At 68.4% G+C, this 12,438-nt stretch carries 14 protein-coding genes; 9 read left to right on the top strand and 5 right to left on the bottom strand.

All coding sequences use genetic code 11. The features are described from left to right. Nucleotides 1–35 precede the first annotated feature (35 nt). The 8 genes from murG (at nucleotide 36) to AC3A6G_RS23690 (ending at nucleotide 8,164) form a co-directional block, all read left to right on the top strand. Nucleotides 36–1,097 (top strand): undecaprenyldiphospho-muramoylpentapeptide beta-N-acetylglucosaminyltransferase, encoded by a 1,062-nt coding sequence (murG, locus tag AC3A6G_RS23725; protein WP_487861704.1) that lies wholly within the window; start codon nucleotides 36–38, stop codon nucleotides 1,095–1,097. Beyond that, nucleotides 1,094–2,548 carry a UDP-N-acetylmuramate--L-alanine ligase gene (gene murC / locus AC3A6G_RS23720; protein WP_487874746.1) on the top strand — a complete coding sequence of 485 codons (1,455 nt, stop codon included), beginning with the start codon at nucleotides 1,094–1,096 and terminating at the stop codon, nucleotides 2,546–2,548. The genes murG and murC overlap by 4 nt, the downstream gene beginning before the upstream one ends. Next, a complete protein-coding gene (locus tag AC3A6G_RS23715; RefSeq protein ID WP_487861702.1) occupies nucleotides 2,545–3,516 on the top strand; it encodes a D-alanine--D-alanine ligase in 972 nt (323 codons plus the stop codon). Before murC ends, AC3A6G_RS23715 begins: the two co-directional genes overlap by 4 nt. Nucleotides 3,517–3,518: 2 nt before the next feature. Then, nucleotides 3,519–4,307: a cell division protein FtsQ/DivIB gene (locus AC3A6G_RS23710; protein WP_487861701.1), complete on the top strand. Its 789-nt coding sequence runs from the start codon at nucleotides 3,519–3,521 to the stop codon at nucleotides 4,305–4,307. A 28-nt stretch (nucleotides 4,308–4,335) separates the two neighbouring features. Further along, the gene (gene ftsA / locus AC3A6G_RS23705; protein WP_487861700.1) at nucleotides 4,336–5,565 is read left to right on the top strand and encodes a cell division protein FtsA; all 1,230 of its coding nucleotides are present in this window, start codon (nucleotides 4,336–4,338) and stop codon (nucleotides 5,563–5,565) included. Nucleotides 5,566–5,735: 170 nt separating this feature from the next. Continuing rightward, a complete protein-coding gene (gene ftsZ / locus AC3A6G_RS23700; RefSeq protein ID WP_487861699.1) occupies nucleotides 5,736–6,941 on the top strand; it encodes a cell division protein FtsZ in 1,206 nt (401 codons plus the stop codon). 104 nt (nucleotides 6,942–7,045) lie between these two features. Then, nucleotides 7,046–7,969: a UDP-3-O-acyl-N-acetylglucosamine deacetylase gene (lpxC, locus tag AC3A6G_RS23695; protein WP_487861698.1), complete on the top strand. Its 924-nt coding sequence runs from the start codon at nucleotides 7,046–7,048 to the stop codon at nucleotides 7,967–7,969. Nucleotides 7,970–7,987: 18 nt separating this feature from the next. Further along, nucleotides 7,988–8,164, top strand: a complete 177-nt coding sequence (locus AC3A6G_RS23690; RefSeq protein ID WP_487861697.1) for a hypothetical protein — start codon at nucleotides 7,988–7,990, stop codon at nucleotides 8,162–8,164. Between the two features lie 4 nt (nucleotides 8,165–8,168). Here AC3A6G_RS23690 and ruvC read toward each other — a convergent pair whose 3' ends face one another. The 3 genes from ruvC to AC3A6G_RS23675 are packed head-to-tail and all read right to left on the bottom strand — an operon-like array spanning nucleotide 8,169 to nucleotide 10,428. Further along, nucleotides 8,169–8,717 carry a crossover junction endodeoxyribonuclease RuvC gene (ruvC, locus tag AC3A6G_RS23685; RefSeq protein ID WP_487861696.1) on the bottom strand — a complete coding sequence of 183 codons (549 nt, stop codon included), beginning with the start codon at nucleotides 8,715–8,717 and terminating at the stop codon, nucleotides 8,169–8,171. Nucleotides 8,718–8,732: 15 nt separating this feature from the next. After that, the gene (locus AC3A6G_RS23680) at nucleotides 8,733–9,722 is read right to left on the bottom strand and encodes a phosphatidate cytidylyltransferase (RefSeq protein ID WP_487874745.1); all 990 of its coding nucleotides are present in this window, start codon (nucleotides 9,720–9,722) and stop codon (nucleotides 8,733–8,735) included. Nucleotides 9,723–9,738: 16 nt separating this feature from the next. Beyond that, on the bottom strand, nucleotides 9,739–10,428 hold the full coding sequence (locus tag AC3A6G_RS23675; protein WP_487865721.1) for a lysophospholipid acyltransferase family protein: 690 nt from the start codon (nucleotides 10,426–10,428) through the stop codon (nucleotides 9,739–9,741). Between the two features lie 6 nt (nucleotides 10,429–10,434). Here AC3A6G_RS23675 and AC3A6G_RS23670 point away from each other — a divergent pair, with 6 nt between their 5' ends. After that, nucleotides 10,435–10,851, top strand: a complete 417-nt coding sequence (locus AC3A6G_RS23670) for a ribosomal maturation YjgA family protein (RefSeq protein ID WP_487874744.1) — start codon at nucleotides 10,435–10,437, stop codon at nucleotides 10,849–10,851. Here the strand turns inward: AC3A6G_RS23670 and mtgA are convergent. Both mtgA and aroE read right to left on the bottom strand, forming a co-directional pair. Next, nucleotides 10,817–11,560 (bottom strand): monofunctional biosynthetic peptidoglycan transglycosylase, encoded by a 744-nt coding sequence (gene mtgA / locus AC3A6G_RS23665; RefSeq protein ID WP_487874743.1) that lies wholly within the window; start codon nucleotides 11,558–11,560, stop codon nucleotides 10,817–10,819. The two genes, AC3A6G_RS23670 and mtgA, sit on opposite strands and share 35 nt — an antisense overlap. Then, on the bottom strand, nucleotides 11,557–12,405 hold the full coding sequence (aroE, locus tag AC3A6G_RS23660; protein ID WP_487874742.1) for a shikimate dehydrogenase: 849 nt from the start codon (nucleotides 12,403–12,405) through the stop codon (nucleotides 11,557–11,559). The genes mtgA and aroE overlap by 4 nt, the downstream gene beginning before the upstream one ends. Nucleotides 12,406–12,438 lie beyond the last annotated feature (33 nt).

The following is a 12,438-nucleotide window of genomic DNA, read 5'->3' as shown; positions in this document are numbered from 1 at the left end:
GGCGCGGCAGCGCCGTTGATGCGCGGAGGCCGCGTATGACGCGCACCGCACTCGTCATGGCCGGCGGTACCGGCGGCCACATCTTCCCGGGGCTGGCGGTGGCCGAGGCGCTGCGCGAGCGCGGCTGGCGCGTGCACTGGCTCGGCGCGCCGGGCAGCATGGAAGAACGGCTGGTGCCGCCGCGCGGCTTCGTCTTCGAGCCGGTGCAGTTCGGCGGTGTGCGCGGCAAGGGTCCGCTCACGCTGTTCCTGCTGCCGCTCAAGCTGCTGCGTGCGTTCTGGCAGAGCTTCGGCGTGGTGCGCCGCGTGAAGCCCGACGTGGTGGTGGGCCTGGGCGGCTACATCACCTTTCCGGGCGGCATGATGGGCGTGCTGCTCAACAAGCCGCTGGTGCTGCACGAGCAGAACTCGGTCGCGGGTCTTGCCAACAAGGTGCTGGCGGGCGTGGCCGACCGGGTGTTCACGGCCTTTCCCGACGTGCTCAAGAAGGCGCAGTGGATCGGCAACCCGCTGCGCGGGGCCTTCACCTCGCAGCCCGAGCCGGCCGCGCGCTTCGCAGGCCGCAGCGGCCCGCTGAAGTTGCTGGTGGTCGGCGGCAGCCTCGGCGCCAAGGCGCTGAATGCGGTCGTGCCGAAGGCGCTCGCGCGCATCGAGCCCGGCACGCGACCGCGCGTGTTGCACCAGAGCGGCGCCAAGCAGATCGACGAACTGCGCGCCAACTACGCCGCGGCCGGCGTCGAAGGCGAACTCACGCCGTTCATCGAAGACACCGCACAGGCCTATGCCGACGCCGACATCATCGTCGCGCGCGCCGGGGCCAGCACGGTCACCGAAATCGCGGCCGTCGGCGCAGCAGCGCTGTTCGTGCCTTTCCCCTCGGCGGTCGACGACCACCAGACCACCAACGCGCGTTTCCTCGTCGACGCGGGCGGCGGCTGGCTGGTGCAGCAGACCGACCTCACACCTGAATTGCTGGCTGACTTGCTACAGAAGACACAACGAACCGAACTGATCGATCGCGCCCAGAAAGCCAAGAGCATGCGAAAGACCGAGGCCGTCGAAGCGATGGTCCGCGCCTGCGAGGAGCTCGCGAAATGAAGCACGCCATTCGCCACATCCACTTCGTCGGCATCGGCGGCTCGGGCATGAGCGGCATCGCCGAGGTGCTGCTGAACCTGGGCTACACGATCACGGGTTCCGACCTCGCCGACAGCGCCACGCTGCGCCGGCTCGCGGGGCTGGGCATCGGCACCTTCGTTGGCCACGCGGCCGCGCACATCGACGGCGCTGATGCGGTGGTGACCTCGACCGCGGTGCAGTCCGACAACCCCGAGGTGCTGGCCGCGCGCGAGAAGCGCATTCCGGTGGTGCCGCGCGCGCTCATGCTCGCCGAGCTGATGCGCCTGAAGCAGGGCATCGCGATCGCCGGCACGCACGGCAAGACGACCACGACCAGCCTGGTGGCGAGCGTGCTCGAGGCCGCGGGGCTCGACCCGACTTTCGTGATCGGCGGTCGGCTCAACAGCGCCGGTGCCAACGCACAGCTCGGCAGCGGCGACTACATCGTGGTGGAAGCCGACGAGTCGGACGCCTCGTTCCTGAACCTGCTGCCGGTGATGGCAGTGGTCACGAACATCGACGCCGACCACATGGAGACCTACGGGCACGATTTCGCGAACCTCAAGAAGGCCTTCGTCGACTTCCTGCACCGCATGCCGTTCTACGGCGTGGCGATCCTGTGCACCGACGATCCCGCGGTGCGCGACATCGTGGCCGAAGTGACCTGCCCGGTCACCAGCTACGGCTTCGGCGAGGATGCGCAGGTGCGCGCGGTCGACGTACGCGCGGTCGGGGGCCAGATGCACTTCACGGCCCAGCGGCGCAACGGCGTCACGCTGCCCGACCTGCCCATCGTGCTGAACCTGCCGGGCGAGCACAACGTGCGCAATGCACTCTCGGTGATCGCGGTGGCGGTCGAGCTCGGCATTCCCGACGAAGCGGTGCAGCGAGGCCTCTCGGGCTTCAAGGGCGTGGGGCGCCGCTTCCAGAGCTATGGCGACCTGGCCGTGCAGGGGCCATCGGCCGGCAGCTTCACGCTGATCGACGACTACGGCCACCATCCGGTCGAGATGGCCGCCACGCTGGCGGCCGCGCGCGGCGCATTCCCGGGGCGCCGGCTGGTGCTGGCGTTCCAGCCGCACCGCTACACCCGAACGCGCGACTGCTTCGAGGATTTCGTCAAGGTCATCGGCAATGCCGACGCGGTCCTGCTCGGCGAGGTGTACGCCGCGGGCGAGGCGCCGATCGTGGCCGCCGACGGCCGCTCGCTGGCGCGCGCGCTGCGCGTGGCCGGCAAGGTGGAGCCGGTGTTCGTCGACGACATCGTGGCCATGCCCCAGGCCATTCTCGACAACGCCCGTGCCGGCGACGTGGTGCTGTGCATGGGCGCGGGTTCGATCGGCGCCGTGCCAGGCAAGGTGGCCGAGATGGCAACTGCGGCCGGGGCGCCGCCAACAGCGCGCACCGCGCGCGAGGGAGAGGCATCGTGAGCCTTCAGGATCCAGCGCAATTCGGCAAGGTGGCCGTGCTGTTCGGCGGCAGTTCTGCCGAGCGCGAAATCTCGCTGCTGTCGGGCCAGGGCGTGCTCGAGGCGCTGCGCGCACGCGGCGTCGATGCGCAGGCGTTCGACCCCGCCGAGCGCGATCTGGTCGAACTCCGGCGCGAGAACTTCGCGCGCTGCTTCATCGCGCTGCATGGCCGCCACGGCGAGGACGGCACGGTGCAGGGCGCGCTCGAGCTGCTCGGCATTCCCTACACCGGCTCCGGCGTGATGGCCTCGAGCGTGGCGATGGACAAGGTCATGACCAAGCGCATCTGGCAGGCCGACGGACTGCCGACGCCGAAGTACGTGCGCCTCGCATTCGACCAGCAGGGCCGCGAGCAGATTCGCGCGGTGCCCGACGTGCTGGGGTTGCCGCTCATCGTGAAGCCGCCCCGCGAGGGCTCGTCGATCGGCGTGACCAAGGTCGAGGGCTATTCCCAGATGCAGGACGCCGTGGCGCTGTCGGCCCGCTACGACGCCGACGTGCTGTGCGAGGAATTCATCGAGGGCGAGGAAGTGACCTGCGCCGTGCTCGGCAGCGGGCTCGATGCGCATGCACTGCCGGTGGTGCGCATCGCCGCACCCGAAGGCGCCTACGACTACCAGAACAAGTACTTCACCGACGACGTGAAGTACCACTGCCCGAGCGGGCTGCCCGAAGCCGAAGAGCGCGAGATCCAGCGCATCACGCTGGCAGCCTACCGCACGCTCGGCTGCCGCGGCTGGGGCCGCGCCGACGTGATGATCCGCGCGAGCGACCGCAAGCCCTTCCTGCTCGAGATGAACACCTCGCCCGGCATGACCAGCCATTCGCTGGTGCCGATGTCGGCGCGTGCGTCGGGCATCGCCTACGAAGACCTGTGCGTGCGCGTGCTGGCTTCGGCCACGCTCGATGCGAGCGGGGGGAACCCGTAGCCATGGCAGACAGCATCCAGGCGCCCTTTGACGTCAAGCTCATGAACATCGTCTCGACCATTGCGTTCGCGGCGGTGGGTCTCATGCTGCTTGCCGCCGGCGCCTGGTGGGTGCTGCGCCAGCCGTTCTTCCCGATCGGCGGCATCAAGGTCGACGGCGACGTGACGCACAACAACGCGGTGACGTTGCGCGCCAACGTCGCGCCGCAGCTCTCGGGCAACTTCTTTACCGTCGACCTGTCGCGCGCGCGCACGGCCTTCGAGACGGTGCCGTGGGTCCGCAAGGCCGTGGTGCGGCGCGAGTTCCCCGACCGCCTGCGCGTGACCCTGACCGAGCAGGTGCCGGTGGGCACCTGGGGCGACGAGGCCGGATCGAAGCTGATCAATGGCTTTGGCGAGGTGTTCGACGCCAACGTGGCCGAGGTCGACGAACGGCTGCCGCGGCTCGATGGACCGATCGAGCAGGCGGGGCAGGTGCTGGGCATGTACCGCGTGATCGCACCGCTGTTCGCGCCCTATGACGTCGGCGTGGCGGAACTCAGGCTGTCGAGCCGGGGCAGCTGGAAGGCGGTGCTCGACACCGGCGCGCAGATCGAGTTGGGGCGTGGCAATGCCGAGGAGGTCACGACCCGCGCGCAGCGCTTCCTGACGACCGTGACGCAGGTCGCGGCCCAATACCAGCGCACGCCGGCCGACGTCGAGGCGGCCGACCTGCGCCACAACGACGCGTATGCGCTGCGTCTGCGCGGAGTCACCACCGTCGTGGCCGACCCCAAGACGAAGAAGAAATAGACAGAGCGAATACCGAGGACATCATTCAATGCCCAAAGAATACAAAGACCTGGTTGTCGGACTCGACATCGGAACCGCCAAAGTGATGGTGGTCGTGGCCGAGGTGCTGGCCGGCGGCGAGCTCAAGCTCGCGGGGCTGGGCATTGCGCCCAGCAACGGGCTGAAGCGCGGCGTGGTGGTGAACATCGACGCCACGGTGCAGAGCATCCAGCAGGCGCTGAAGGAGGCCGAGTTCATGGCCGACTGCAAGATCAGCCGCGTCTACACCGGCATCACCGGCAGCCACATCCGCGGCATCAATTCGAGCGGCATGGTCGCGGTGAAGGACAAGGAGGTCACGCCGGCCGATGTGGCCCGCGTGGTCGAGACCGCGCGCGCCATCAACATCTCGAGCGACCAGCGCCTCCTGCTCGTGGAGCCGCAGGAGTTCGTGATCGACGGCCAGGACGTGAAGGAGCCGATCGGCATGAGCGGCATGCGGCTCGAAGCCAAGGTCCACATCGTGACCGGCGCGCAGAGCGCGGCCGAGAACATCATCAAGTGCGTGCGCCGCTGCGGCCTCGAGGTCGACCAGCTGATGCTGAACCCGTTGGCCTCGAGCCAGGCGGTGCTGACCGAAGACGAGCGCGAGCTCGGCGTGGTGCTGGTCGACATCGGCGCGGGCACCACCGACGTCGCGATCTTCACCAACGGCGCGATCCGCCACACGGCCGTGATCCCGATCGCGGGCGACCTGATCACGAGCGACATCGCGATGGCTCTGCGCACGCCGACCAAGGACGCGGAAGACATCAAGGTCGAGCACGGCTATGCCAAGCAGCTGCTTGCCGATCCCGACACGCAGGTCGAGGTGCCTGGCCTGGGCGACCGCGGACCGCGCATGCTGAGCAAGCAAGCGCTGGCCGGCGTGATCGAGCCGCGCATCGAGGAGATCTTCTCGCTCGTGCAGCAGGTGGTGCGCGAGTCGGGCTACGAAGAGGTGCTGTCCTCGGGCGTGGTGCTCACGGGCGGCAGCGCGGTGATGCCGGGCATGGTCGAACTCGGCGAGGACATCTTCCTGAAACCCGTGCGACGCGGCATCCCGAAGTACTCGAGCGCGCTGTCGGACATGGTCGCGCAGCCCCGCGCCGCCACCGTGATGGGCCTGCTCGAAGAAGCGCGCTTCGCACGCATGCGCGGCTTCAAGGTCGCGCAGAAGAACGGATCCGTAAAGACTGCGTTCGGACGTTTCAAGGACTTCATCGTGGGGAACTTCTGACCATGAACCACTCCCCACTCTGGCTCGCACGCGGAAGTCCGCCGTTGCATTTCAACGAGCGATGGCGGCGCACCGGTCCACCACCTCGACGACGGTCGCGTTGATCTCGTCAGGACACCAGAAAAAATTCACAGATACACAACGGCAACTGCAAATTCAAGGAGTTAGAAATGGCCATCGAAATGATCGAAGTCGAAGAATTCAACCAAGGCACTCAGATCAAGGTGATCGGTGTGGGCGGCGGCGGCGGCAATGCGGTCGCGCACATGATGGAGCGTGGCGTGCAGGGCGTTCAGTTCGTCTGCGCTAACACCGACGCGCAGGCGCTCCAGCGCAGCAACGCGCACAAGATCATCCAGCTCGGCGTCAGCGGCCTGGGTGCGGGCAGCAAGCCCGAGAAGGGCCGTGATGCGGCCGAGGCTGCGGTGGACGACATCCGCGCAGCCATCGACGGTGCGCACATGCTCTTCATCACGGCCGGCATGGGCGGCGGCACCGGCACCGGCGCGGCTCCCGTGATCGCGCGCGTCGCGAAGGAAATGGGCATCCTGACCGTCGGCGTCGTGACCAAGCCCTTCGACTGGGAGGGCGGGCGCCGCATGACCAACGCCGACACCGGCCTGGCCGAGCTCGAAGCGAACGTCGATTCGCTGATCGTGGTGCTCAACGAGAAGCTGCTCGACGTGCTGGGCGAGGACATCACGCAGGAAGAGGCCTTCGCGCATGCCAACGACGTGCTCAAGAACGCGGTCGGCGGCATCTCGGAAATCATCAACGAGTACGGCGGCGTGAACGTCGACTTCGAAGACGTTCGCACCGTGATGGGCGAACCGGGCAAGGCGATGATGGGCACGGCCGCCGCGGCCGGCCCGGACCGCGCGCGCATCGCTGCCGAGCAGGCCGTGGCCTGCCCGCTGCTCGAAGGCATCGACCTGTCGGGTGCCAAGGGCGTGCTGGTGCTGGTGACCGCATCGAAGGGTTCGCTCAAGCTCAACGAGTCCAAGCTCGCGATGAACACCATCCGCGCCTATGCCTCGCCGGACGCGCACGTCATCTACGGCGCCGCCTACGACGAAAGCCTGGGCGACCAGATGCGCGTGACCGTGGTGGCCACCGGCCTGTCGCGCGCCGACGCACGCCGCCAGGCACCGACGCTCGAAGTCATCCGCACCGGCACCGACAACATCCCGTTCAACGTGCCCACCGTGGGCGGCACGGGCCACGCCGGCATGGGCCAGCCGAACTACGACGGCATGGCCGTGCCGAGCGTCTGGCGCACCAACCGCACCATGGCCGCGGCCAAGGTGGACGCGCTCTCGTCGGGCGGCATGGACGATTTCGAGATCCCGGCCTTCCTGCGTCGCCAGGCCGACTGACAATGCCTCGCCCCTTCGGGGGCGAGCGCATACAACCTATGTCTATCGGTGCCATAGCGAAGGGCATGGCCCGCCCTCGCCGTGGCGCGCCTAAAATCCTGGGCGTGCTGCAACAACGAACCCTCAAGTCGATCAGCCGCGCCGTGGGCGTGGGGCTTCACAGCGGCCAGCGCGTGGAGCTGACGCTGCGGCCGGCGCCGGCCGACACCGGCATCGTCTTCAGGCGCGTCGACCTGCCCGAGCCGGTCGATATCCGCATGACCGCCGAGGCGGTGACCGACACGCGGCTCGCCTCCACCGTGTCGACCGGCGGCGCGAAGGTGCAGACCGTCGAGCACCTGATGTCGGCCTGCGCGGGCCTGGGCATCGACAACCTCTACATCGACATCACGGCCGACGAAGTGCCGATCCTCGACGGGTCGGCCTCGTCGTTCGTGTTCCTGCTGCAGAGCGCGGGCATCGAGTTGCAGAAGGCGCCGCGCCATTTCATCCGCGTGACCCGCAAGGTCGAGGTGCGCGAAGGCGAGGGCGCCAACGAGAAGTGGGCGAGCCTGGAGCCGTACCACGGCTACAAGCTGAGCTTCGAGATCGACTTCGACCACCGCGTGGTCAACTCGACCGGCCAGCGCGTCGAGTTCGATCTCGGCACCGGTTCCTACAGCCGCGACATCGCGCGCGCGCGCACCTTCGGCTTCACCAAGGAAGTCGAGTACATGCGCAGCAAGGGCCTTGCGCTCGGTGGCGGGCTCGACAACGCCATCGTCATGGACGACACCAAGGTGCTCAATGCGGGCGGGCTGCGCTACGACGACGAGTTCGTGAAGCACAAGATCCTCGATGCCATGGGCGACCTGTACATCATCGGCAAGCCGCTGCTCGCGGCCTACAAGGCGTTCCGCTCGGGCCATGCGCTCAACAACAAGCTGCTGCGCGAGCTGCTCGCCAACGAGGACGCCTACGAGGTCGTGACCTTCGAGGACGAGAAGCGCGCACCGCGCGGCTTCGGCGAAGTGGCGCGGGCCTGGTAAGCCGGCCGCGTTCAACCCATGCTTCTGTTTCGCTGGGCCATCCTGTTTCTGCTGCTGGTGGCGGGCGTGAGCTTTGCCTTCTATGCGGGCACCGGGCAGGTCAAGTACCGGCGCTTCGGGTGGATCGTCCTGAAGTGGACGCTGCTTGCCGCGCTGGGCTTCTTCGCGGTGCTGATCGCCGAGCGCGTCGCCTGATCGATTATCTCGAGCGTCCTTGTCGGTAGGCGCTCGCGTGCGTCGTCGACAGCTGCGCGGCCTCGGCCAGCCGTGCCATCGAGCGCCCCACCTGTGCATGCGTGATCGCGATGCCCAGCGCATCGGCGGCATCGGCGCCGGGCAGCCCCGGCAGTTCGAGCAGGCGCTTGACCATTTCCTGCACCTGCGCCTTGGCCGCCTGGCCATGGCCGGCCACGGCCTTCTTCATCTGCAGCGCCGTGTATTCGGCCACCGAGAGGTTGCTGTTCACGAGCGAAGTCACGCAGGCGCCGCGTGCCTGACCGAGCAGCAGCGTCGATTGCGGGTTGACGTTGACGAAGATGATCTCGACCGCCGAGGCGTCGGGCTGGTAGCGCGCCGCGATCTCCGCCACGCCGTCGAACAGCACCTTGAGCCGTGCCGGCAGGTTGCCGCTGCCGAGATGGCGCGTGCTGATGGTGCCGCTCGCCACGTAGCGCAGCGCATGGCCGTCCGCATCGACCACGCCGAAGCCGGTGGTGAGGAGGCCGGGGTCGATGCCGAGGATGCGCATGTCAATGGCGCCCTTTCAGGCGTTGAAGTACCAGCGAATGGAGTGGAAGAAGATCGGCGCGGCGAAGCACAGCGCGTCGACACGGTCCAGCAGGCCGTTCGCGCCCGTCACGCCGACGCCCTTTTTGCCCCAGTTGGGAATGCCGCGGTCGCGCTTGAGCGCCTTCATCACGAGGTGGCCCATCGATCCCGCGATGCAGGCGATGACGGACACCGCGAGCGCCTGTCCGAACTTGAACGGCGTGATGAAGGAGAACAACGCGCCCGCGAGGCTTGCCACCGCGATGCCGATGCCCCAGCTGGTCCAGTTGAAGCTGCGGCTCACGTTGGGCGCAAAGGGCTGGCGCTGCGTGCGGCGCGAGATCACGTGCTGCACCAGCACCGAGGTCTGCACCACGAACACCAGGAAGAACACGAGGAAGGCGCTCTTGCCCTCGTAGCCCGGAAAGCTCAGCAGCAGCAAGGCCGGAACATGGCTCATGCCGTAGACGCAGACCATGATGCCCCACTGCAGCTTGGCATTGCGCTCGAGGAAATGGCTCGGGTCGTCGGCCAGCGCGCTCGCGACAGGAATAGCGAAGAAGACGTACACCGGGATGAAGACCGTGAACAGGTCGAAGCGCGCAGTGGCGACGAGCCAGAACTGGATCGGCAGCACCACGAAGAAGGCCAGGATGAGGCTGCGGTGGTCGCCGCGCCGGGTGGGCGAGAGCGTGATGAACTCACGCAGCGCAAAGAAGGCGATGAGCGCGAACAGCACCGTGGCGACCGTCTCGCCGAGCGCCCAGCCGATCCAGAACACCACCGCCATGAACCAGGTGGTGCCGAGCAGCTTGCGGTAGTGCGCAAGCCCGGCCTGCCAGGCGGCGTCGTGCACCGGATTGCGGCGCTCTTTGAAGCTCAGAAGGAAGGTCGCGGTGCTCACCACCACGAGCAACCCGAAGACGATGAGGAAGAGAGCGGCGACCTGCTGGGTCGGGTCGAGGCTGCGCAGGAACTGATTCATGGCGGGCTGCTGATGCTCAAACGTCGCGCAGCGCGATCACCGCGGCGCGCGCGCGGTCGAGGAAGGGGCGGCGCTCTTCGCCGGGCTCCACGTGCAGCGGCGCGCCGAAGGTGACCGAGCAGAGGATCGGTACCGGCACGATCTCGCCCTTGGGCATGACGCGCTGCACGTTGTCGATCCAGGCGGGCACGAGCACCACCTCGGGAAACATCGTCGCGAGGGTGTAGAGGCCCGATTTGAACTTTTGCGGCTCGCCCGTGTGCCCGCGCGTTCCCTCGGGAAAGATGATGATCGAGTCGCCGCTCTTGAGTGCCTCGATGAGTGGCGAGAGCGGGGCGAGCGGATCGGGTGCGGGCACCGCATCGCCCGGCGCATCGCCCGCCGCGGTGGCCACGGGTTCGGCCAGCAGAGCCCCGGCCGGCGCGCTGGCAGCGCGCTCCACGTAGACCGCGTTGAAGACCTCGGTCGTGATCCAGCGCTTGACCGGCGTGTTGGCCCAGTAGTCGCGCGCCGCGATTGGCCGCGTGATGCTGCGCAGCTCTTCGGGCAGCGCGGCCCAGATCATCACGAGATCGGCGTGGCTCTGGTGATTGGCGAAATAGATGCGCTGCTCGGCCTTGGGCGGGCAGCCGTACCAGCGCGCCTGGGCCCCGGTGAGCAAGCGCACCACGCCCAACAGCAACCATCCCACGAGCTTCGCCAGCATCACGCGATGATACGGGCCATGCGATGGCGTTTCGATCCTGTTTCACTGGCCGGGGCCGCAGCCCGGCTCGTCGTGCTTTTGTTGCTCGCCACGGTGGGTGCGCGCTGGGGCTGGGTGCGCAGCTTCCTGGGCGACGTGCTCGCGGTGGCCTGGGTGTACCTGCTGCTCAAGGCCTTCGTCGGTGCGCGGGTGCTGCCGCTCGCGTTCGCTGCGTTCGGCGTGGGACTGCTGGTCGAGCTGGGCCAGTATCTGGCTGCGGCATGGCAGCTGCAGATTCCCAACCGCGCGCTGCGCATCGTGCTCGGTGCCACGGCCGACATGTGGGACGTGCTGGCGTATGCGATCGGCTTCGCCGCGGTGCTCGCGGCGGAGCGCCTGGCCGGCGCGTTCAGGGCAGCTCGGCCGCCGGCATCCGCGCCATGATGGTCGAGGCGCGGCTGCTCAGGTAGCCCGATCCGAGCCGGCGCTCGAAGAACTTGGGGCTCGGCAGCATCACGGCGAGGCGGGCCGATTCGGCCGCACTCAGGCGCGCTGCGGGCTTCTTGAAGTAGTACTGCGCCGCGGCCTCGGCACCGAACAGGCCTTCACCCCATTCGACGTTGTTGAGGTAGATCTCGAGGATGCGCTCCTTGTCGAGCAGCGCCTCGAGCGTCATCGCGAGGACCAGTTCCTGGCCCTTGCGCAGCAGCGTGCGCTCGCCCGAGAGCAGCAGGTTCTTGGCCAGCTGCTGCGTGATGGTCGAGCCGCCACGCAGTTGCACCGGCCGCACCGGCTTGCCGCGCGCACGGGCCCGCGCGGCCCGCTTGGCGGCGAGTTCCTCGGCCTTGGCATTGCGCTGCCGCGCGCGCTCGATGGCTTCCCATTCGACGCCGTTGTGGTCGATGAAGTCGGCATCCTCGCTCGCGATCACCGCGCGCTTGAGGTTGTCGCTGATCTCCGCATAGGGCACCCACTCCTGGCGCCAGGCGCCCTTGCTGCCCTGTGCGAGCGCGAGCTGCCAGGCCTCGGAGCGCTGGAACGTGGTGCTCTGCGGATCGACGACCACCATCGCCGCGATGCGCAGCACGAAGAAAACCTCGAGCGCCACGCCCGCGACCACGAGACACGCGAGCAAGCGGAAGAAGGCTTTCATCCGAGCTCTGCGCGCAGGTCGGCGAGAACCTGCGCGGCCGGCGGGTGCACCCCGCGCCACAACGCGAAAGCCTCGGCCGCCTGTTCGACCAGCATGCCGAGCCCGTCGCGACCGACGGCGCCGTGCGCTTCGGCCCAGGCCATGAAGCCCGCGGCCGCCGGCCCATACATCAGGTCGACGGCCAGCGCCCCGGGGCGCAGCACTTCGGCGCGCACCGGCACCGCATCGCCCGCAAGGCTCGAGGCGGTGGCATTGACCACGACGTCGAAGTCGCCCGGCACCGCGTCGAGCGGCCAGGCTTCGAGCGCCGCGCCGTGGCCGAGCGCGAGCGCCGCATGGCGCTGCACCAGCGCCATGGCGCGGCCCACGGTGCGGTTGGCGACCACCAGGCGCGACACGCCGGCGTCGAGCAGCGGTCCGAGCACGCCCGCGGCCGCGCCGCCCGCGCCGATCAGGAGCACCGCCCGCCCTGCGAGCGGCACCGCCGCGTTCTGCACGATGTCGTTGACCAGGCCGATGCCGTCGGTGTTGTCGGCATGGATGCTGCCGTCTTCGTCGAAGCGCAGCGTGTTCACCGCCTGCGCGAGCACCGCTCGCTCGCTCGTGTGCTGCGCCAGCGCGGCGGCATCGAACTTGAACGGCACGGTGACGTTGCAGCCGCGCGCCACGTCGCCGCGCTCGGCGGCCTCGCGCCGGAAGGCGGCAACGCCCTCGGCGAAGGCGCCGACCGGCACCAGCCGGCGACCATAGTCGAGCTGCTGTGCGCAGAGTTCGGCAAAGCGGGCGTGGATGCGGGGCGAGCGGCTGTGCTCGACGGGATTGCCCATGACGCAGTACAGGTCCATGGCGTGGCGCTTCGTTGTGGCTGTTGGGGTTGC

This window comes from Variovorax sp. Soil_C_26 (genome assembly GCF_057657075.1).
This window is presented reverse-complemented; position numbering and strand designations above follow the sequence as displayed.

Bases quoted from the DNA above. Each gene is read 5' to 3' on its own strand.
- murG (WP_487861704.1), top strand. From the start codon at position 36: ATGACGCGCACCGCACTCGTCATGGCCGGCGGTACCGGCGGCCACATC.
- murC (WP_487874746.1), top strand. From the start codon at position 1,094: ATGAAGCACGCCATTCGCCACATCCACTTCGTCGGCATCGGCGGCTCG.
- AC3A6G_RS23710 (WP_487861701.1), top strand. From the start codon at position 3,519: ATGGCAGACAGCATCCAGGCGCCCTTTGACGTCAAGCTCATGAACATC.
- ftsA (WP_487861700.1), top strand. From the start codon at position 4,336: ATGCCCAAAGAATACAAAGACCTGGTTGTCGGACTCGACATCGGAACC.
- ftsZ (WP_487861699.1), top strand. From the start codon at position 5,736: ATGGCCATCGAAATGATCGAAGTCGAAGAATTCAACCAAGGCACTCAG.
- AC3A6G_RS23690 (WP_487861697.1), top strand. From the start codon at position 7,988: ATGCTTCTGTTTCGCTGGGCCATCCTGTTTCTGCTGCTGGTGGCGGGC.
- ruvC (WP_487861696.1), bottom strand. From the start codon at position 8,717: ATGCGCATCCTCGGCATCGACCCCGGCCTCCTCACCACCGGCTTCGGC.
- AC3A6G_RS23680 (WP_487874745.1), bottom strand. From the start codon at position 9,722: ATGAATCAGTTCCTGCGCAGCCTCGACCCGACCCAGCAGGTCGCCGCT.
- AC3A6G_RS23675 (WP_487865721.1), bottom strand. From the start codon at position 10,428: ATGCTGGCGAAGCTCGTGGGATGGTTGCTGTTGGGCGTGGTGCGCTTG.
- AC3A6G_RS23670 (WP_487874744.1), top strand. From the start codon at position 10,435: ATGATACGGGCCATGCGATGGCGTTTCGATCCTGTTTCACTGGCCGGG.
- mtgA (WP_487874743.1), bottom strand. From the start codon at position 11,560: ATGAAAGCCTTCTTCCGCTTGCTCGCGTGTCTCGTGGTCGCGGGCGTG.
- aroE (WP_487874742.1), bottom strand. From the start codon at position 12,405: ATGGACCTGTACTGCGTCATGGGCAATCCCGTCGAGCACAGCCGCTCG.